14 protein-coding genes are annotated in these 21,245 nt (G+C 64.1%); 9 read left to right on the forward strand and 5 right to left on the reverse strand.

Annotated features, from left to right (window positions below):
• Positions 1-51: 51 nt before the first annotated feature.
• The 3 genes from RHA1_RS38310 to RHA1_RS47325 all read left to right on the forward strand — a co-directional run bounded on the left by RHA1_RS38310 (position 52) and on the right by RHA1_RS47325 (position 1,828).
• Positions 52-513, forward strand: coding sequence for a DinB family protein (locus RHA1_RS38310; protein ID WP_007299991.1), 462 nt, complete (start codon positions 52-54; stop codon positions 511-513).
• Positions 514-892: 379 nt separating this feature from the next.
• Positions 893-1,489, forward strand: coding sequence for a hypothetical protein (locus RHA1_RS38315; protein ID WP_007299992.1), 597 nt, complete (start codon positions 893-895; stop codon positions 1,487-1,489).
• A gap of 141 nt (positions 1,490-1,630) precedes the next feature.
• A complete protein-coding gene (locus RHA1_RS47325) occupies positions 1,631-1,828 on the forward strand; it encodes a hypothetical protein (protein WP_237720586.1) in 198 nt (65 codons plus the stop codon).
• Positions 1,829-2,103: 275 nt separating this feature from the next.
• Here RHA1_RS47325 and RHA1_RS38320 read toward each other — a convergent pair whose 3' ends face one another.
• Complete coding sequence (locus tag RHA1_RS38320; protein WP_007299993.1) at positions 2,104-2,379, reverse strand: LuxR C-terminal-related transcriptional regulator; 276 nt, start codon at positions 2,377-2,379, stop codon at positions 2,104-2,106.
• Positions 2,380-2,644: 265 nt separating this feature from the next.
• Here RHA1_RS38320 and RHA1_RS38325 point away from each other — a divergent pair, with 265 nt between their 5' ends.
• Entirely contained in the window at positions 2,645-4,645 is a 2,001-nt protein-coding gene (locus tag RHA1_RS38325) for an RNB domain-containing ribonuclease (protein WP_011599352.1), read from the forward strand.
• Between the two features lie 44 nt (positions 4,646-4,689).
• On the opposite strand, the gene RHA1_RS38330 is transcribed toward RHA1_RS38325, so the two are convergent.
• On the reverse strand, positions 4,690-5,487 hold the full coding sequence (locus tag RHA1_RS38330) for a hypothetical protein (RefSeq protein ID WP_007299995.1): 798 nt from the start codon (positions 5,485-5,487) through the stop codon (positions 4,690-4,692).
• Positions 5,487-6,923 (reverse strand): hypothetical protein, encoded by a 1,437-nt coding sequence (locus RHA1_RS38335; protein ID WP_011599353.1) that lies wholly within the window; start codon positions 6,921-6,923, stop codon positions 5,487-5,489. Before RHA1_RS38335 ends, RHA1_RS38330 begins: the two co-directional genes overlap by 1 nt.
• A gap of 148 nt (positions 6,924-7,071) precedes the next feature.
• Here RHA1_RS38335 and RHA1_RS38340 point away from each other — a divergent pair, with 148 nt between their 5' ends.
• The 3 genes from RHA1_RS38340 to RHA1_RS38350 all read left to right on the forward strand — a co-directional run bounded on the left by RHA1_RS38340 (position 7,072) and on the right by RHA1_RS38350 (position 10,279).
• Positions 7,072-7,299 carry a cold-shock protein gene (locus RHA1_RS38340; protein ID WP_007299996.1) on the forward strand — a complete coding sequence of 76 codons (228 nt, stop codon included), beginning with the start codon at positions 7,072-7,074 and terminating at the stop codon, positions 7,297-7,299.
• A 305-nt stretch (positions 7,300-7,604) separates the two neighbouring features.
• A complete protein-coding gene (locus RHA1_RS38345; RefSeq protein WP_011599355.1) occupies positions 7,605-9,044 on the forward strand; it encodes an ISNCY-like element ISRjo3 family transposase in 1,440 nt (479 codons plus the stop codon).
• Positions 9,045-9,196: 152 nt separating this feature from the next.
• On the forward strand, positions 9,197-10,279 hold the full coding sequence (locus RHA1_RS38350; protein ID WP_011599356.1) for an IS630-like element ISRjo2 family transposase: 1,083 nt from the start codon (positions 9,197-9,199) through the stop codon (positions 10,277-10,279).
• Between the two features lie 37 nt (positions 10,280-10,316).
• Here the strand turns inward: RHA1_RS38350 and RHA1_RS38355 are convergent, their stop codons facing one another.
• Both RHA1_RS38355 and RHA1_RS53775 read right to left on the reverse strand, forming a co-directional pair.
• Positions 10,317-11,093 carry a VOC family protein gene (locus RHA1_RS38355; RefSeq protein ID WP_007297325.1) on the reverse strand — a complete coding sequence of 259 codons (777 nt, stop codon included), beginning with the start codon at positions 11,091-11,093 and terminating at the stop codon, positions 10,317-10,319.
• A gap of 408 nt (positions 11,094-11,501) precedes the next feature.
• Positions 11,502-11,639, reverse strand: coding sequence for an ABC transporter (locus tag RHA1_RS53775; protein WP_237720415.1), 138 nt, complete (start codon positions 11,637-11,639; stop codon positions 11,502-11,504).
• A gap of 3,751 nt (positions 11,640-15,390) precedes the next feature.
• On the opposite strand from RHA1_RS53775, the gene RHA1_RS38375 reads away from it, so the two are divergent.
• The gene (locus RHA1_RS38375) at positions 15,391-16,698 is read left to right on the forward strand and encodes an IS256-like element ISRjo4 family transposase (RefSeq protein ID WP_011599256.1); all 1,308 of its coding nucleotides are present in this window, start codon (positions 15,391-15,393) and stop codon (positions 16,696-16,698) included.
• Positions 16,699-17,137: 439 nt separating this feature from the next.
• Positions 17,138-17,365, forward strand: coding sequence for a hypothetical protein (locus tag RHA1_RS38380; RefSeq protein WP_005262432.1), 228 nt, complete (start codon positions 17,138-17,140; stop codon positions 17,363-17,365).
• Positions 17,366-21,245 lie beyond the last annotated feature (3,880 nt).

Consider the following 21,245-nt stretch of genomic DNA (forward strand, 5'->3'; position numbering starts at 1 on the left):
GCAGCGGTTACGGCCGAGCGGTCCCCTGCGCGCACTGGCAGGGTGGTGACCATGCAGACTGCCGACAAGGATGTGCTGGACCTGCTCGACCACACTTGGGAACGGTTGTGGAACCGTATGGCTGGACTGACCGATCGGGAGTGGTCGTGGCGGCCGGTTGACGCCGACGACAAGATCACCATTCGCTGGCGGTTGTTTCACATCGCTGAAGTCCTGACCCAATCACGCAACTGGACGTGGCTCGCAGTCACGCCGCCGGAGGCAAAGCTCGATAACGGCGGCGCGGACTGCGCCCAGGATGCCCTGGCCTCGGTGGACTCGGCGTACGCCGCCTTCCGCGAGCTCGTCACCTTCGAATCCGTCGACCTGACCGCGGCGATCGGTCCGGCCGCCGGACCATACGGCTCGGCAACCCGACGGTCGTTTGTCCTGCGCATCGCGGACGAACTGATCCATCATGGCGCCGAGGCCGCGCTCTTGCGCGATCTCTATGCCAGCCGTACGTGTCACTGATCGACCCGAATTGGAACGCTTTGATTCAGATCAGCGTGGCTGTCATGCAGCGGTTGGCTCGCCTGCAGAGGTCCTTTCGTAGTGGTCGGGAGCCTGCATTCCCAGCCTCCTCGACAGCAGTGGCCAGCAGAGCACAACACACCGGATCACGATCCGCTACGGAAACACCTGTCCGCCGGCGCGCTGTAGGCCGAAGTGGCCCCTGGTAGTTCGGCTTGCGGGGAATCGCAAATTGCTGGCCCGTGGACTGGGATGATTGTGAAAATGAGAACCCGCGGAACCGTGCGAAGTTGGGACCGCCAATCGAGATCGGGTGTCGTGGATTCGTCCCAGACCCCGGGTGGCTGTTGGCTACCCTCCGCCGCAATCGAGAGCGAAGATGCCTTCGAATGTCGGCGATCTGATCGACTTCGAGTGGAAGCAATCCGACGCAGAAGCTCCGAAAGACTTGCGGTACCAGGCGACACAGGCGTGGCCTCAACCACAGGTTCCGCGAAAGCCTAGGTGGCAACTTAACCTCAATGCCGACGATGTCAGCGACGCACCTCGCCATTTCGTCGAGGCGTGCCATGCGGTCGGTCGGGACACTCAGTGCTTTACCGAGTTCAACAAGTACAGCTCACTCATGTGGACAATCGAAGACACCACGGACGAGATCCCAGCATGGACGATCGGGCTCAATACCGTCGAGACCCGGGCCAACGGTCCGGACATTCCAAGCGGATTCGGTTTCGGTCTCCCATACGAGACGGACGTCGCGACGGCAACCTCCGTGATTGCCGAGGCAGTTCACGACTGGCTCTCGGGATACGAGTCCGTTCTGTGGCCCGTGTCGAGCCGCAGCCCCTTGCTGCTTTTCGCACCTGAAGTCCGGGATGGGAACGCCGTCTGGATCGACCGCGCTGCCGACTCCGTCACTTGCCTGATCGGTGAGCTCTGCGCGTGGCGTGCCTCAGCTCAGGTGACACAGTCGTAAAGCAGAGGTGCGCCGTCGAACGCCTGTCGGAGTACCGGATGATGATCGTTGACCGGTCGGCGACCCCCGAAGCGCCCGATACAGTCACGGGGATGGATCAATTGATGGGCGCCTATCCAGCGGGCCAGGTTGGGTCTTCCGGTGGACTCTGACAGTCACGCCGACGTCTCCGGCGGCGACCAGACCGACGATCTCCTCGCCAGGGCGGTGGCCGAGGCCCTCACGGCGGGCATGTCGTGGGCCCAGATCGCCGCGCAGCTCGGCGTTCCACCCCCCAGTCGCCCGCGGCCACGCCGCCGTGACCGATCACGACTGGCAGGAAGCAATAGTCGCCCATGAGAATGCCCGGGCAGCACGGCTCAATAACCAAACCTTGCCCCGGCGATCCGAGACACCCTGAGAACCCGAGAGGCTGCTAACACCACGCAGCCGGTCGATCCGCACGCCGAACAGGCGGAACCAGTCACGGAACACCCGTCGCTGCCCGCCGCCCGCGGTCGTCGCGGAATAAGCGCCAGGCTGAGAGTGCCCGGCAACGGCCACTGGACAAGGTCGACAGGTCGGCCCTTTGCAGTGCTCGCGCCCTATTGAAGCATGGACGTGGACCAGTCGCGTCAGAGCTCAGCGAGAGACACCAGCCCATCCTGCAGCGCCCGGATCAACAATCCAGATTTGTCGGCAACGGGGCGGCCTGCGGCAGCGTACTTCGCTCGGATCCGGATCAGGTGGGTGTTGATCGTGCCCAGGCTGATTCCCAGGTCGGATGCGGCAACAGTCTTCGATTCACTCCGCAGCCACAGGCGGAGGATCTCCAGCTCGCGCGGCGTCAACGTGGGCCGCCGTTGTTGTTCCCCGACAGCGTTGGGCGTGGGGTCAGGAACAGAAGTCATACCGATCTCACCTTTTCGAGCCGCAGCGCTTGCCGCAAGACGCACACTGCGTGATTCGATTCTGCTCACCAGCCGGATGGGTCGGCACGCAGGCCGACGACACCGGGTGGTGTCCGTTTTGTCCGTTGTTCACCGCGGTGAACAAACCGTACCTGAATCCGGTTTTGAGGATGCGTGGGCGATGTTGCAAGGGCGCGTCGCTGACGGTGCCCGGTGAAGATTGGTTATCGTCGGAGGCCTGTAGAACCAAGGGGGTGCGGCGACCATGACATCTTCGACAGTCACCGACATGTCGACGCTGCTGATGATCGACTCGGTGTCGGCGCGGGACCGGGACGACGCCTTCTCCGTCATCCCCCTCCCCGACGGCCGCGGGTGGGCGATCGAAGTTCATATCGCCGGCGTCGCCGACGTCGTAGAACTGGGGTCGGTCGCTGACGAGCAGGCGTTCCTGCGGGCGGAAACCCGATATCTGCGCGGCCGCACCATTCCGATGCTCGGTGAGACAGCCGAGCAGGCTGCCACCCTGACCGCCGATTCCCGGCGCAGCAGTCTGCGGGTCACCGGCACCCTCACCACCGACGGGCAGTTGGTCGACGTCACCGTCGGTCGCGGAGAGATTCCGTTGGGCCGGTGTGTGGCGGTCGATCACGCCGAGGTCCCCGGGATTCTCACCGACCCGGCCAATTCGCTGCACCCTCAGTTGGTCGCGGCGGATGCGGCAGCGCAAGTCTTGCTCGGCGCCCGCCGCGACGGCGGGGCGCTGGCGTTCTACGACCTCACCCGCGGCTGGGCGGCCAATGAGGACGGCGCCATCGTGGCGATCGCCGCCGAACTGCGGACCGTCGCCTACGTCATCGTGCAGGAGCTGATGATCGCGACCAACGAGGCAGTGGCGTTGTGGTGTGTGGAGCAGGGTTTGCCGATCCTGTTCCGCAACCACCGCACCAACCCGGTCTCCGGCAGCACCGACGAACTGATGCACGAGATCGCCGCCGCGGCCGGGGACCCGGACCTGTTCGCGAAACTGCGAGGACGACTGCTGTCGACGCTGCGGGCCGCGACCTACGACCGGACGGTGCACGGCCACTACGGTCTCCGGTTGAGTGCCTACACCCATGTCACCTCCCCGTTGCGGCGGGTGGCCGACCTGATCAACCAGCGGATCATCTTCGCGCACCTCGACCACTCCCCCGCCCCCTACACCGGCGAGCAACTCGCTGCCCTCGGCGCGGACCTGAACCGGCGCACCCGCGCCGCCCGGGAGGCGAAGAAGAATCACTTCAAACACGCCGACCACCGCATCGTCGCCGAGCAGGCGGCCACCGCCGATCTCAACGCACTGGACAGTCGTCGATTCCACAAGGTCCTCAAAGCCGAAGCCAATGGACCGCTTCGGGCCGAACTCGCCGCCGAGCTCGCCCGCCGTGTCGACGCCGAGCTGATGACAGCCCCGGACGTCGCGGTCCTGATCGACGCCGCCGACCCGACCTGGCTTCCCCTTCAGCTCCGCGTCCTGGACACCCTCGCCGACACCCATCCGGAGATGGGTCCCAGCGTGGCGTCGGTGTGGCGGCAAGCCCACCCCGATCAACCGCCCACCGATCTCGAGATCCGGCGCAACGGTGCCGACCACAATCCACTGTTCGCGGCCCGCGCCACCCACCGCAGCATTCGCGGACCGTGGGCCACGGCGGCTGCGAAGAAGCCGGCCGAACAGGCCGCCATCTGGGCGGCAGTGCGCGCGCAGCTGACCGGCACCGACCGCCCCGACACGGAACCGGACTGGCCCGCCACCGAGCCATCCCCGCAGCCCACGACTCCCCCACAGGCGTTTGAGGATCCCGGTCCCGCTCCATCTGCGGAACCGTACTGTACGACCGCGCCGGTCGCCCTGAATCTGGACGGGGCGAAGAAGTCCAAGGCTCTGTCCAACCCCATCGCCTGGTTAATGAGTCTCGCTCAGAACAACAATCAGGCTCCGCCCGAGTGGGGGTTCCACACCGATGGGCCCGCGCACGCACCCCGGTTCACCGCCACCGTGCGCCTCGGCGGCTACACCGCCACCGCCGACGCGACCACGAAAACCGCGGCGAAGACCGCATCGGCCACCGCGCTGATCGAGGCACTCTTCACGCAGCGCAGAAGACGACAGGTGTCTGTCGAAGGGTTTCCTGCTGTCCTATCCCACCGAGCTTCTGGTATTGCGAGGAACGCTAATCGAGATAGCAGGGCTTCCGTAACAGCACCGATTCCGCGATGTTGACCTGCGGAAACGACTTGCCCGCCCGTGGTTCGGTCCGGCTGAGATCAGATCCAGTCGATGTGGACGGATTCGATGTGGTCGAAGTGGAATCCGAACTGGTCGCTGTACTTGTCGAAACCCTTGTTCTCCGGGTAGTCGAGGGTGGCGTGCCGCTCGAGCAGTGCCACGACCCGGGCGTGATCGTCGTTGGCCAGCGCGGCAGCCAGTTCGCGGGATTCCTCATTGGTGAACGGGGTGTCGGAGTTCGCGAAATCCAGTGTCCGGACCCGGTAGTCGTAGCCCTCGTCGGCGCCGTTGCGGACCATGACGCCGCCCTTGACGCGGATGACCGCTCTTTTCGGTGTTCCGTCGGGCCGCAACACTCCGGCGCGTTTCATGATGTCCTGCGCCTTGACGTTCTTGAGTTTCTTGCTGGCGTCGGCACGCAACTCGTTCGTTTCCCCGGACCGGTATCGGGAGACGGCGGAGCGGGACCGGCCGATCTTCGCGGCCACCGCGTCGATGCCGCCGAGGCGTTCGATCGCCGCACGCCGTTGGGCTCGCTCGAGGACGTCGGCGTGTGGGATCCGGCCTTGTTGCGTCCACCGGCGCAACGTCCGCGCGGAGGGGGGTGTGCGGCCGGCGTCGATCGCGGCCTGCCGTAGGCCCTCGTTGCCGAGTTCCTTGCGCAGCTGCTTGACCGAGACCTTGCTGGTCAGGCCGGCCAGCCCCCCACTTTTGACCTGTTTTGATTTTTCGACACCGCTGGTCGCGGCGTTGGCGACCGAGACCTTGAGTCCGTCGAGACCGACCGCCTGCTGCGCCGGCTTCGTGGTGCGCGGCTTGGGAAGATGCAGGGCCATCAGAGTGCCCCCTCCCCTTCGTCGGCGGCGAACTCGTCGTCGGCGAATGCCGCCCTGATCGCCAGATTCACCTCGTGCACATCCTGAGCCGATGCCAACGCGGACAGGAGTGGTTCCGTGAGCAGTGTGTCCTTCTCCACCGACATCTTCCCTAACGCCTCACTCGGGTCGGCGATGTCCTCGCCGTCGGCGAGGAGGTACACCCAGGAGTCGGTGACGGTGCGGACCGGCCAGCGGCCGTGTTCGCAGGCGATCCGCATCGCCACCCGGCGGCCGCGCCACCGGCAGTGCGCGATGATCGCCGCCCGCCAGAGCGGTTGGTGGTGATGTTGCATCTGCTTGGCAGTCCACATGTCCGGGTTGACCATTCGCCCGATGTAGCCCTTGTAGCAGGAGCCGAGGAACCGTTTCGTCGCCACGTCCTCGGTGTCCACCGAGACCTTGCGGGCCTCGCGCAGGATCTTCGCCCACTTGTCCAACACCCGGCCCTGCTGCGGGTACACCCAGGCCTCGGTGATGTCCAGGTCGTCGAGGTCGGCGCCGATCCCCCCATCCGCGACCGGTGCGCACAACCCGTCGAGGCTCACGGAGGTGACCCACGTCTGCACCGGCTGGTCCGCCAGCATGTGTGGGTGCGGCAGGGGCAGCTTCTCGGGCAGCGACAACGTTTGCCCCGCGGGCAGGGTGATCCGCCACAGCCCGAACGGGGCACCCTTGTCCCCCGCAGCGGCCGCGGCCGCGGCGTCCCCGGTCAGATGTGTGGGTTGTCCGTATCCGAATTCGAGCATCCCTGCCGAGGCCAGGTAGGCGGCGCGTTGGTCGATGGACACCAACCGGCTCGTCCCCTCGAGGTCCTGTTCGTCGGGGACGCGGGTCCAACCCACGGCGGGTTCGAGGTCACCGCGCGGGGCGCCGTCCAGCGGCGGGACCGGGCCGGCGGTCGCCACCACCAGGCCCTTGCCCGAGCGGGTGCGTTCGCGCTTGATCTTGTCGACGATCGCGGCGCCGGTGCGCGCGGGGGTCGGCCCCGGGAGTACGCCGAGGTGTTTCGCGGACCACGCCAACCGTCGGCCGAGTTCACGGGCGGCCGGTAGGTCGTCGTCGGGGAGATACGTTCCGGCGGTGGGCGAGCCGAGGATCCCCGTCTCGCCGACCCGGTTGTTCCAGCCGAAGTCCTTGTTCCAATACGTCCACACGTACGGCTCGATGACCACATCGACCATCGAGGTGAACTTGCCGATGCTGCGGGACAGGTGCACCACATGCCCTGGATCGCCGCGCAATTCCCACCCCGCGCTCAGCATCGGCGTCAGGGTGGCCTGCAACACCCCGGTCAGTTCGGCGGCGGCGCGGGTGCGCAGCGCCTCCATATCGTCGAAGTCGTCTTCGCTGCCCGGATCGATCACCCACCCCAACGTCAGGCCTCTGAGAACCACGGGGATTGGGCATCGCGAGTTGTCCTTTCCGCGTTGAGGTGTGCCGACCAGACCGCTAGGTCATCGGCCTCGGTCGCTACAGAGCAACATCCGCTCAAGGCCATTAAACCACGTGCTCGCATCTTTGCTCGCAACGATGCATGCAACAATGCAAGCAACGAGCGGAGAGCCAACCTGTGGATCTACTTCCACATCCCCGAGACCTGGAAACGGCGAGAAGGGTTTCGGGTTCACCGCCCCCGACGGCGGCGTCTTCGTCCACTTCTCCGAGATCGCGGGCCGCGGCTTCAAGACCCTGGACGAGGGACAACACATGGAATATGAGGTCAGCCAGGGGCAGAAAGGCGTGCAGGCCGAGAACGCGCAGACCACCTAAGCACCGCACACCGACGGGCAGGATCCGCCTCGTTGTCCGGTGTGCGGCGCGCGGGGAAACATACAGTGGTAAGGCGGGGCCCGGGCGGCGACGAGGAGCGCAGGGGCAACCCGCCCGCCATCCGGTGACGACCACGACGTTTCAGAGCCATTGAACCCGGATGCTGACGTTACGACCGCCACCGAGGTGCCCGGCCGAATAGCTACTTCGACCTGAAAAAGTCGGGGTGTGGCGGTACGTGATCAGCCAGTCCTGAACCGGAACAATGGCCTCAACCCGTTGGGCTAGAAGGGATCGAGGCCATCGTGTTCCGTACCGTAGGCGATCAACCGTCGTTGTTCGAGTCGGTGCTGCCGCAGGAGTTGCTGCGGCTTCCCGCGGAGCTCGAGCGAGTGGATGCGCTGTTGGATGATCCAGCGTTCTTCGCACCGTTCGTTCCGTACTTCGACCCGCGGATCGGTCGTCCGTCGACGCCGATGGAGACCTACCTGCGGCTGATGTTCCTCAAGTTCCGCTACCGGCTCGGCTACGAAAGCCTGTGCCGCGAGGTGAGCGACTCGATCACCTGGCGCCGGTTCTGCCGGATCCCCTTGGACGGGTCGGTGCCGCACCCGACGACGTTGATGAAGCTGACCACCCGCTGTGGCGCGGCGGCGGTGGACGGGCTGAACGAGGCGCTGCTGGCCAAGGCCACCGAGGCCAAGGTGCTGCGCACCACCACGTTGCGGGCCGACACCACCGTGGTGCCCAGCAACGTGTCCTACCCCACCGACTCCGGTTTGCTGGCCAAGGCAATCCGACGGATCGCGGCCACCGGCAAGCGGATCCAGGCCGCCGGTAGAGCGACACGCACCACGGTCCGGGACCGATCCCGTGCAGCGGGCAAGCGGGCGCACTCGATCGGTTTCAAGCTGCGGTCGCGCAGCGCCGCCGGACGCGACGAGGCCCTGGCGGCGGTCCGGCGCACCACCGGGGAGCTGGCCGACCTGGCCGAGACCGCCGCCACCGATGCCGAACGGCTGCTGACCAACGCGAAACACGCGCTGCGCCGGGCACGCACCAAGGCCACAGCCCGGAAGGCCCAGGGCGAGCACGACGGGGCCGCGGGCCGCCGGCGCGGACGCCTGGCCCGCGCCATCGACGACCTCGAGGACCTGGTCACCGCCACCCGGCAGATCACCGCGCAGACCCGACAGCGGCTGGCCGGGCAGACCCCGGACGGAGCCACCCGGCGAGTCAGCCTGCACGACCCCGACGCCCGGCCCATCGCCAAGGGACGGCTCGGCAAACCGGTCGAGTTCGGCCACAAGACCCAGCTCGTCGAAGGCGACGACGGCGTGATCGTGGACCACAACGTCGAACGCGGCAACCCGGCCGACGCACCCCAATTGGCACCAGCCGTGGATCGGGTCCGCACACGCGCCGGCCGGCCACCCCGCACGGTCACCGCCGACCGCGGCTACGGCGAGAAAGCCGTCGAAGACGACCTACGCGACCTCGGCGTGCGCCACGTCGTCATCCCCCGCAAGGGCAAACCCTCAGCTGACCGGCGAGCCGAGGAACACCGCCCAGCGTTCCGACGAACAATCAAGTGGCGCACCGGAGTCGAAGGCAGAATCAGCGCCCTCAAACGTGGATATGGCTGGGACCGCACCCGCATCGACAGCACCGAAGGCGCCCAGATCTGGGTCGGCCACGGGGTCCTGGCGCACAACCTGGTCAAGATCAGCACCCTGGCAGCGTGAAAGGACGCGGATCGGGGGGACTTGCGGCCAACCCAATCCCGACCGGCCGAGAACGGCCGAATCATGCTCACCGGGGCGCCTCGTTTTTCAGGTCGAAGTAGCTAGTGGTGTGTCTCGCAAATAATTCTGGTTCTCTTCGATAGAATCCCTATATGAGGCATCCGGTACCCGCCTTGGAGATTTCCGATGGGCAGCGCGTTTTGCTTGAGTCGTTGGCGCGGTCGCAGTCGGGTGCACACCGTGAGGTGGTGCGGGCTAAGGCACTGTTGATGGCGTCCGAGGGTGTGGCCAACACGGCTATCGCGCAGGCGTTGTCGGTATCGCCGGGCTCGGTGGCGAACTGGCGGGTGCGGTTCGCCGAGGACGGCATGGCGCGGTTGGGCGAGGTGCGCAAGGGTCGTGGTCGCAAGCCCTCGATCCCGCAAGAGAAGATCGATGAGATCGTGGACCTGACGCAGAACTACCGCCCGAAAGGCGAGACTCATTGGAGTTGCCGGACGATGGCCGAGGTGGTCGGGGTCTCGAAGGACACCGTCCAGCGGGTGTGGTCCGCTCGCGGACTCAAGCCGCACCGGGTCGAGACGTTCAAGCTGTCGAACGATCCACGATTCGAGGACAAACTCGTCGACGTCGTCGGTCTGTATCTGAACCCGCCCGAGCGGGCGATCGTGTTGTGCGCGGACGAGAAGTCGTCGGTGCAAGCCCTCGACCGGACCCAGGCCTCGCTCCCGATGATCAAGGGCCGCGGCGAGACGATGACCCACGACTACAAGCGTCACGGCACCACCACCTTGTTCGCCGCCCTCGACGTCCTCACCGGCACGGTGATCGGCCAGTGCCTGCCGCGCCACCGCCATCAGGAGTTCCTGAGATTTCTGCGCACCATTGACCGCGAGGTGCCCAAGGACTTGGAAATCCACCTGATCCTGGACAACTACGCCACCCACAAGCACGAGAAGGTCCGGGCCTGGCTCGACAAGCATCCCCGGTTCCACCTGCACTTCACTCCCACCTCCTCCTCGTGGCTCAATCTCGTCGAACGTTGGTTCCGAGAGCTGACCGATAAAGCTCTGCGGCGCGGGGTATTTCACTCCGTACCGCACCTCATCGCCTCGATCGAGGAATACCTCGACGCCCACAACGAAAACCCCCGACCGTACGAATGGACCGCGACCGCCGAATCCATCCTCGCCAAGGTCGCGCGCGGCCGCGTCGCACTGGAAAAGATCAACTAAATCCGAGACACACCACTAGTCTCCGGACCGGACCCCTCTACCCCTGCCCACCCGGCAGCGGGGAACCCACCGTGAACGTCGCACCGAACGGATCGGCGACATCCGCGGTCCGCCCGTACGGCATGTCCGTCGGATCGTCCGCGGTACCCCCGTTCGCCCGCGCGGCGGCGACGACCGCGTCGGTATCGACGACCTGAAAGAGCGTGCCCCAGGAGGACGCGGAGGCGGCCGGGTCGCCCACGATGCCACCGATCTCGTGCCCGTCCGGTCTGCGCAGAAAGGTGAAGTCCACGCCGGGCAGGTCGTCGTTCCCGTCCAGGGTGAAGTCGAACACCGCCGCGTAGAAGTCCCGCGCCGGGCCGGGATTCGGGGTCACCAAGTCGTTGCGTAACAACGTGTTCGGCTCGTTCACGAGCTCGCAGCCGACGTGTGCCCGACCCTGCCACAGGCCGAACTGCGCCCCGGACGGATCCCGCACCATCGCCATCCGACCCTGGTCGGCGATGTCCTTCGGCTCCATCAGCAGCGTGCCGCCCGCGGCGGCGGACCGAGCGACCGTCGCATCGAGATCGTCGGTCGCCAGGTAGACGTTCCACCAGAACTCGGTGGCGTTCTCGTCGGGATTCGGCATCAGCGCGGCGACCTTGTTGCCGCCGAGCAGACACATCGTGTACCGCCCGTACTCCTCGGGACCGACGTCGAATTCCCAACCGAAGACCGACCCGTAGAAGGTCATCGCCCGGTCGAGATCCGGGATGCCCAGGTCGATCCAGGTGGGGGTGCCGAGTGGTTGATTCGTCGTGACCGCGCTCATCGCTGCTCCTCAGCTGTCGGGTACCCACTCGACGCTAGCCCGCGACACCGACATTCGACGGCAGAGCCATGGGATTCGCTGTCCGCTCCGCGAACCCCCTCTGTAATCGACAGGACGAAAGTCCGCAGGCGCAGCGCGGCAGATGCCTGGGTTCACCTCGCCAGGGTGTCCTTCCGGTCACCGAGAGCGGGGTACCGGGTAATAAGTCGGTCGGCCATCCGACGCGCCTCGAACGGTTGCCCCTGCTGCGCCGGAATATCCGCCCGAGAGACGTTCGGCCGGGACGTACTCAGCGTCGCCCGGTGTTTGTCTGCCGCGCGTTGCGGCGTCGGCGGTCAGCGTCTTCCGGTGCGCCACCCCCGAGGTGTATGGCTGCTCGGCATGCTCACGCTGGGCATCGCACACATGTCACCGGGCGGGGTCGACGTTCAGGCACAAGCGGGGCCAATGTGCGAGATCGGTGAGCATCTGCTGGTCATGGGTAGCCACAAGGACCGCGGCCGGGGTGTCCGACAGTGCGGCGGTGAGATTGTCGACCAGGGACACCGACCGTTGGTTCGTGGGTTCGTCGCAGATGAGCAGCACGGGGCGGGAGGCGAAACTGCATGGCGAGATGGAGTCTGCGCTGCTGCCCCTGTGAGAGCCTCCCCACCGGGGTCTGTCGTGATTGCTTCTCCAGCAGGGCGGTCGCCGCCAAGGGTAGGGGTTTCACATTGTCGTGAAGCTCGAGGCTTCCGATGTGGTGGTCATAGAGCTCCTGCGCGGTCGGTCGGGATCCCACGCCGGGACTTCCTGCCCGACGAAGGCGACCCCGGCAGCGGCGGCACGATGGTCGATGCTGCCGGTGGAGGGGTCCAGGACACCGGCGAGGTCGTACCGATAGGCGGGCGCTGAACGCCTCACGGCAACCTGAGCGTTCGGGCGTGCACTGTTAGTTGAGTAGGCGTAACACACCGTCTGGACTCCGATCCCGCGGATATACAAGTGCAGCCTTCGCGTTTGCCGCAAGAAAGTGAGCGTGTCGTACGCCACACTTTTGGGACACAGGTGGTCGGCGTCATACGATCTGTTCCGCACCGGCTGATCCCATGTGCAGGTTGTCGGTGTCCCGCCCGTCAGCTGGACCCTAGTAGCTGGTTGGGTTCGCATTGCGCAACCGATACTCGACTGCTGGTGTAGCGGCCCCGCCGTCCGCCAGCTCCGGCGGGGTTTCGCAGTCTTGTCCTCACCCTATGGCGATGCCAGCCCGGCTACTCGAAGTGGAGGGCGCTCAGCGAGCGACCAGGAACGGGACCTGGTGGCGATGTGTGACAATAGCTTTGGGACTCTATACGTTTGTGCACTGAAGACACCTATCGGTGCCGTGGCTACGCCCCGACTCCACCGCTGGTCGGCTGCACTCATCACGAATCGGCTATCTCTAGTCCAGGGTGAGAGTTCCGCCCGGCGGTAGTAGGACTTGTCCTGCACCACAATCAGCCGTCTCAACGTGTGCAGGTTTCGTACTGCACAACGTTATTCGACGCATCCCTTCGGGTTCGGCACCTGTTACCAGCGGGTAACAACGAAAGCTGCTTGATGTATGGCGATTCGTGAGTGTCTCGAATGCTGATGAGTGATACCTGACCAATGGAATACACTCTCTGTCGCCGATCCGCGGCGGCCTCGAGGGCTGACACTTCCTCACCCTGCACTCAAGCGGCGGGGCAACCTCGAATCGTCACCCCTTTGAACATCACTCGGACAAAGCGCCGGAGTGAACCCATCTGCCACTGTCCCCCGCCGGTCGGGGATACCGGGTGGCCGATAGCCGACCATCTCGGTGACCACAGTGGGTACGCCAACAGATCCGGCCAAACGTCATTTCGCCGCATTTCGCTGGCCGTGCGCATCAGATACCAAGGGTGCATGTTGTTCTCATCTCCCGTACGGATAGACCGAAGGGTTTCGAGCGCGCCGCCCCGCGCTGTGTCAGCTCCAATGTGACTCTGAAGCCTCGCGCTGACGAGCGAGAGCTAGCCTCCAACTACATCCACCAGTGGAACGACCCTCCTCTGATTGACGTAAGGCGTGCACCTACTCAAGGGGTGAGGCTCCCACGTGCCCGACGAATCTTGCTGGGGCAACATCGTGGGACGAGTTGCACCCCCAATGGCCACCCCCGCAATAACACTGACCCGGCGGTGCAGTTGGCCACCTATATCGCCGCCCGGCGCCCCGGACTTGGGTGATGCACGGTGCATCACCTACTTCCGAGTGATGCACCGTGCATCACCCTTCCCATTCCCCCTTCGATGCCGTCATTCTCATCGACGGTATGGGTCTCCCGCACGATCTCGCGAATGTCGTCAAAGCATGTGCGGCAGCCCGGCTCGCCCCCCGTAGTGAGGCGGCATCCACCCTGACTCCAATTGGTCATCTCCGCTCGGGCATTGCCGAATCCTTATGCGGCCAGAGTTCGTCGGGTGGGTGCGCACAACGCCGCGGCTGCGGATAGTCCTCTTCGTGCCGATGATCTGGTGGCCGCCGGGCAGGCGGACAGGGCAGAACTCGGAATCCTCCAGCGCGCCGACTGATCACAGTACGGTGGTCGATCTCGGCGCGGACGAATCCTCTTGCTTCATCAGACGAAAGTGTCAGTTGCGTTTGCGCGCTCGGTGGGCCCCGAGATCCGGTACAGCACTGGCGACAGTCGCCGCACCGATTGCTCGCCGCCATCAATCCCACGTTCCCCAGACGCACGGCGTTGCAGACGACCTTGGTGCCGAGATCTCAGCCTCTCGGGATATGCGACACCGAGGCTCCGAAGCGGTGATCGCAGTTGCTGGCTCCACCCTTGACCATCAACCATCGAGGGCAGCTTTTGCACCTCAATGTCCGCGAGTTGGAGCGGACCTCACCTTGCTACGACCTGTGGTGATGCACGGTGCATCACCGGTTTCCGTGTGTGATGCACCCTGCATCACACGGCGCGGGTTACAGATTAGCGGGGCCATGAGGTAAGCGCTTCAGATCGTCGGCTCATGAAACGTCATGCCCGTGTGTGACATCTCCACTGCATCCGTTGCGTGTACACAAATGGGTCGATGCTCGCACGATTTAGCTACAGACGCATGAACCTTTTGGGTCTGAACGCGACATCAGACTTTCGGCAATGGCCGTTCCGCGCGACTACCTACCTACGTAGCGAGTGCTGTGAGTGTGAGATCCGGTGCTCGTACCATTATGAGGGGGGTGTGAGAGATTCCGGCAACGTGAACCTCTCGGTTTGCGAAGTGGAATCCATCAATCTCCGGGTCGTTGGCACGCGCGCTCCCCTCCGGCCAATGACACCCCACATGTTCTCGCAGGCCTCCTGGGGCGGCACGGCCCCTCGGCGCCGCGTTGTGGCGTGTTCAACACCAACGCAGGGTTGATGGGGATGAAATTGGTCGGTCGCGGAGGTAGTCACGAGACCCTGAAGGCGATGTGCGGTGCTTCTCGAAATGCCGTCGGGTTCGGACGTTGAGAGGTTCCAGATCCGGTGCATCTCGTGTTCGGATTCCAGCAAACTTGTGAGCGTGGATTTGCCTGGCTTCGCCGTAGCTGGCGCAGCCCATGTAGTCCGGCGCAGATTCCGATTCATTTCGTTTTTCGATGGCGGCTCGATCGACGCGATTGGCAATTGGGTCGACTGCTTCCTTGATGTTGATCTTTGTGTCGACTTTTGTGCCCTCTTGGTATGCGCGGGAACCCTGAATGGTGACCGTGTGTATGACCAAAGACGGATATTGCTGGTCCCATCGGCATCCAGATACTCCGCTGGTCTCCGCAAAGTTCGGCTACAGACGCCGGCGAACCCTCTCGGGAGTCTTGTGGTGGCGGGTGAGATGTCGTTCTTTTGGAGTCGGTTCCCTCGCTGGTTGCTCCTGTCACGGCGGAGCGGAGGTGTTGGCTGTGCGCAATGCAGGTGGTCGTGCGCCCATTGCCCCAGGTGTATGAGGAACCCGCTCTTGCGGTCTGGGCGTCGGGGTCTCGGGTTCAGCCGGTCCGTCAACGTGCAGTCGCCGCCCTAGGGCTGTGCCGCAGAACTGAAGCCGATCAATGTTCTAGCGCGTCGGATGCTCCTGGACGCTTCGACCTGCAGTTTTCCGATATAGGTCAACTGTCATCTGGACTTTGCTATATCTGGCCGCAGTGCGAGGAATGCTCAGAACCTGTGGATCCCGGGAGGGCGTACCTTCCCGGAAGATGATCTACGAAGTTCACAGGAATCTGATCAAGACCAGCGCGCCAACGCTGGCGGGAAGGTACGCCCGTGCTCACGGTAGTACACGACGACGACCGCTCCAACGACGACGTCGGGCGGTCGATGCTCGACGAGATCGTCCGCGATGGTGCGCGGCAGATGCTGGCGGCCGCGCTGCAGGCGGAGGTGGCCGCCTATATCGAGCAGTTCGCTGATCAGGTCGACGAGAACGGTCGCCGCCTGGTGGTCCGCAACGGCTACCATCACGAACGCGATGTGCTGACCGCCGCGGGCGCGGTCACCGTGAAGGTTCCCAGAGTGAACGATAAGCGCGTCGACCCGGACACCGGCGAGCGACAGCGGTTTTCGTCCGCGATCCTGCCGGCCTGGGTACGTAAGTCCCCGCAGATGAACGAGGTGCTGCCGCTGCTGTACCTGCACGGGCTCTCCACCAGCGACTTCGGGCCGGCGCTCGAGCAGTTCCTCGGATCCGGTGCCGGACTGTCGGCGGCCTCGATCACCCGGTTGACATCCCAGTGGCAGGACGAGGCCAAGGCCTTCCAGGATCGGGACCTCTCGGGCACCGACTTCGTCTATCTGTGGGTCGACGGCATCCACCTCAAGGTGAGGCTTGAGCAGGAAAAACTGTGCCTGCTGGTGATGATCGGTGTCCGTGCGGACGGACGCAAGGAGCTCGTCGCCCTCACCGACGGGTACCGCGAGTCCACCGAGTCGTGGGCTGACCTGTTGCGCAGCTGCCGACGCCGCGGCATGACCGCCCCAGTTCTGGCGGTCGGTGACGGCGCGCTGGGGTTCTGGCGGGCGTTGCGGGAGGTGTTCCCGGAAACCCGGGAGCAGCGATGCTGGTTCCATAAGCAGGCCAACGTTCTTGCTGCGCTGCCGAAGTCGGCGCATCCGGGTGCGCTCGCGGCGATGAAGGAAATTTACAACGCCGAGGACATCGACAAAGCGCAAGTGGCGATCAAGGCCTTCGAACTCGACTACGGCGCGAAGTATCCGAAGGCGGTGAAGAAGATCACCGACGACATGGATGTGCTGCTCGAGTTCTACAAGTATCCGGCTGAGCACTGGGTGCATCTACGCACGACAAATCCCATCGAATCCACTTTCGCCACAGTGCGACTCCGGACCAAGGTCACCAAGGGTCCCGGGTCCCGTGCGGCGGGACTTGCCATGGCCTACAAGCTGATCGACGCCGCCCAGGCTCGCTGGCGGGCGGTCAACGCACCACATCTGGTCGCGCTCGTTCGTGCCGGCGCGGTGTTCCACACGGGCAAGCTACTTGAGCGACCCACCGCCATCAGCCCCAACGCCGGGGCGGTCGAGCCCGCAAGCACCGGAGCGGAGGTTGCCTGAAACTCCCTCATCCACAGGTATTGACAATATCTCCCGCAGTGCGGATGAACTTCCCTAAGGCATTGAATCCCTCCGATCGGCCCGGGTGCGGTCTTCTTGTGAAGCGACGCAGATGAGTGATCGGACAGGTCAGACAGAGGGGTCTCCGACGGGCTCGCTCTCTGATTGTGAAGCTTCTCCCCATCCCGCTTCTCGCGGTGTAACTCTATGTCTCACATAGATTTTGATTCATCACGTGACGTTTCTGGGGTGGTGTGATTGCCTACGCAGATTGCGTTTCGTTTGATCAAATATTTTTGCCGAATGCCGGCGGTCGTTCGCATACGATTCGGAGCCAGATTCGTGGCCGGAGGAGGCTCTCTGGGGCACTTTTCGAGTTTTATTTAACTCGGCGTGTCGCTGCGCGGTTTAGTTAAACCCAAAGAGCAGGATTTAAGGCATGACAACTCGGAAAAGTCGGGGCGGGCGCCCAGCCCGCGACGTCGCCGTTCGCCATATCGGGGTTGAGTTCCCCGCGGAGATCGCCGATCGGATTCTCGCGCCGGTTGACGATGGTCGGGTCAAGACAATCACCGATCGAATGATCGCGCTTGTTCAGCTGGCACTCGAGAACGAGCCAGCGATTCCGGCGCAAGCCAGACAGGAAGAGTTGCCAATGACGGGCTGAACAGAGCCCAGAAAAGGCGAAACCCCCCTTCGCTCGCCAGCTCCGGGGGTTCCGCTCGTCGTACAAACCACCACGCAAGGGAGGAGGTCTGCCTTCTATGAGTATAGAACGCGCGATTCGTCGTGCGCACGCGACACGGCGTGATATTGGTGTTCGCGACCTCTCATTTTTACGCCAACGTGACGATTCCGTATGCGCTGACCTCATGTCGCCGGCTCTTCCGGCGTTCACGCATCCCGTGAGGAGGTGCCCACTCCACTAGCAAAAACGTCGGTGGGTCCCACCCTCTACGGATGAGACCCACCGAACATATCTGGCCGTTCCAACACGACCGCTCCTGTGATTGGCAGTCCCGCGAGCAGTCGTGTCGATACCGTGCGCTCTTGTCAGGGTAAGCCATGTCCCGCTGGTGATGCCAGCGACTCACGGCAACATCTTGGTGAAGGGCGCGTGAAAGGCGCGTCATGCACCCCGGATCCGCCGCGAATGCGGCCGAATTCTTCGACAACCATGTTCCGATTACCCCGGTCGGTGAGGTTTCTTCTACCGATGACACCGAGTGGGATGCTCTGGTTTCGGCCGCTGTCGAGCGAGTCAATCGTGTCGAACGGCTCAACGCCGAGAGCGATCAGCGAGGCCGTTCGTGGTCGTTACCCGTAGATCCTGGCCGGCAGGCTTCGACTCCAGCATGGACCGGGCGCGGTGCCTGGCAGCGCCAGGTCCGCGAAGTGTTGAACTCCCCCACAGGGCGAGGAGTGTGCCGATGGTTCAAGGTCAGCACTGAGTTCGTATTTGCCGTAGCTGTGACGATGGCCTCGTTCGCTGAGCGGTCAACGGGCCGTCGTGTGTGCGCCTCCAGAGAGACGATCGCACACCGCAGCGGAGTCAGTGTGTCGGTTGTGAAACGCGCGAGAAGGGCACTTCACACGCTCTCGGTAGCTCGCGAGATGGTGCGTGGGAGGTACTTGAGAGCTGAAGAATCACACGCTGCGGAATCCCATCATGGGCGGATTCAACGCCGTGCAGCGTCAGTGTGGGCGCTGACATCACCGAAATCCCTCGTCGTCGCGGCACAGGTGGCGACAAAGAAGCTGGCGAAGAAGGTTCGTCGCTCGAAGGATGATGCTCTCGCGAGTTATCCCCAGTTGCGTTCTCGTGGCCCCCTATCCCCTTCTAGGGGATTTAAGTTGTTATCTCTTGTTAGAGAGTTATCACCAACGCGCGCGCGAACGCGCACGGGCGAGCAATCGAAGAATTCGAAGACCCCGCCGCCGCAGCCTCGGGCAATCGAACTGCAACGCACCGCCGCTGAGCTGCTTGTTCATGCCCCGGTCTTCGCTTCAGCCGGGCATGTGGGGTTGATTTGCGAGGCACTCGCAAATGCCGGCATTGATGCGAATCGGTGGCGTGGTCGTGACGTCGCTGCTGAACTGACGCGTGATACTCAGCAGCGAGGCTGGACGTGGCCGACGCACATCGAGCGACCTGTCGGATTTCTCCGTTGGAGGCTGGCACACATCGATTGGACTCGACCCTCACCGACCGAGATGGCCCAAAAAGCGGCCCAGGAGGCCCGTCAGCGCATTATCGACCGCGATACGCGTCTCAGCCGCCGGGATGCCCTGATTGCGTCTGCAGAGCACCGTCAGCGGTGCCGACAAGCGCTTGCAGCAACACTGAACCACCGGCAGAAGGCTGACGCTGAGATGTGACCAGGTGCATGACGGTCGCTAACCCGGCACCAGCGTTACGAAGGGCGATGGGGCTCAACGGAGCTGGCTTCGACCATCGAGCGCCGCACGGTAGGTCACCCGGATGTCCTCGGTCATGAATCGAGCCCTACGGCTGGAGACGAAGACGTAAAAGAAATGTCCGCGATCGTGTCGGAGCAGTGGATCTCAACCCTCAATGTTGGTGCAGGCTAGCTTTGTTGCGGGTATAGGGCCGACATTTCGCTGAGCACCTGCTGGCGAAGCCGTCCGTGCACCGCCCGGCTCCGACGGTTTGCCGACGTGCGGCGACAGAGCAATCCTGTACGCGGTCGGGATCATGCCGTCATGCGAACGCGACCAGGGGCGCGTTCCCCAGCATATCGACGAAGGGTGCAACTTTGCGGTACAAACTCGCTGCGGAATAGAGGTGTACGTCAGAATGCGTCCTACCAGGTGGCGAGGAGCGCGGCGGACCTTCCCGCGAATGAAACGGCAATGGTGCCGGCTAAGGGTGTGCCTGACCAGGTTTCAGTGGGTCGTCCGCGGGTGCCGTGTCGAGGCTTGCTAGGTGATTCGGCCCGGGGCAAGGAAATGTGGCTCGGGAGTCGCACGCGAGTGGTGTGCGACTCGATATTGCTGGCATCCTCCAACGGCCCGGTCCTAGCCGGTCGTGAGGTCGCACCATCGGGATAGGTGCTCGACTTCGGGATGCCGCGAAACTCACACCACCGTTTCTCCGACCGTCTCCGGGGTCTCGAGAATCCGGGCTCGTCCACAATCGTGTCGGTGATGGGCCGAAGGAGCAGGACGCTCCTGTCGACTCGACCTTCATTCCCACCCCATCAGTACATCGACCGATGCACCCAGGAAGGCGCCGACGGATCCACCCGCCGATCCATGCACCACTCCTGCACAAACTTGTCGCGTCGTGGGAGTCGCCGGTACGGCTCCGCGGGAGACTGATGACGCTTCCCGGGCAATTATTGGTATCTCCCCGATCTACCGGCGGACACGGTGTGAGGGAGATCCACGCCGATCGCCTAGGAACCCGCTGCCGATTCGGGGCACCTATCCGCACCACCAGTCATCTTCGCCGAAGTTGTCCATCTCACCAGTTTTCGGATCGGCCGTGGCATCGAATGCGCGGAGCCTTCCTGCGGTAGAGAGGCGACGAGGTCAGCTGGTCGTCGACCGCTTCCTCGAGCTCGAAGTTCGGCGTGTAGGTGCTTGACTGCCCGCTCCCATCCAGCTAGGCCTGTGGGTGATGCACGGTGCATCACCCACAGGGCGAAATCGATACCATGGAACGACGGCAGCGTTTGAGCGCCGGCCTGGTAGCCGGCAAACGTGTACACGCCTGCGTCGCCTGCATGCAGTCCCAGGCATGGTCGGGCTGGCCGTGCAGGCGATCTGCATGTCGCCAGCCGAAGTCGCGGGAGGGCACAAACTCACTGGGGTGTTGTCATGCCAGGCAGTGCGCGTCCCGGCGCGGTTGGATCGACGTCAACGTCGATACCTCTCGGTCGACTGCCGCGCTCTTCCGTAGGTGTGCAGTAGGCGCTCGAAGGTGTTGCGCAACAGATGGAACATGCGCGAAGGACGGGACCCCAACCTCGACCCCCTTCGCGGTGACCACCTTCGGGGACGCCTGCATCGACCGCGTGCACCGATGTGCGTGTCGGGACACGCAGCAATACTTGGGTTCTGACGTTTTGCAACAAAGCGTGAATCACGCGCCGACCCGGCGTCGTCGTCATGAGCGGTCGCGGTTCGCTGGCCATGCTGCCGGATCGCGACGCGGGTTGGATGTCGGCGACCCGCCAAGCATGGAACTTGATGTCGAATGCGGCACAGTACGCACCAGCCTGTGTGGCAGCTCGTTGAATGCCCTGCGCTCACGTCAGGTGACCGATCCGGGCATAGGTTGTCCGCGGGTGATGCACGGTGCATCACCCACATTGTCACGCTGAGGTGATGCACCGTGCATCACCTCGGTGTTGCGTGGAGGTGTGTGTCCGCGAGGCTAAGGACCGTCCGCGTCGATGACGCTCGAATGAAGGTAAATCACTCAGGGTGATGCACCGTGCATCACCCGCGGACTCACCCCCCCACGTGGCCATCCGTGCTGGGTCGGATCGGTGAATCACCCCCGTCGAGAGAGTGCGGGT

Source organism: Rhodococcus jostii RHA1 (genome assembly GCF_000014565.1).
GTDB lineage: Bacteria > Actinomycetota > Actinomycetes > Mycobacteriales > Mycobacteriaceae > Rhodococcus_F > Rhodococcus_F jostii_A.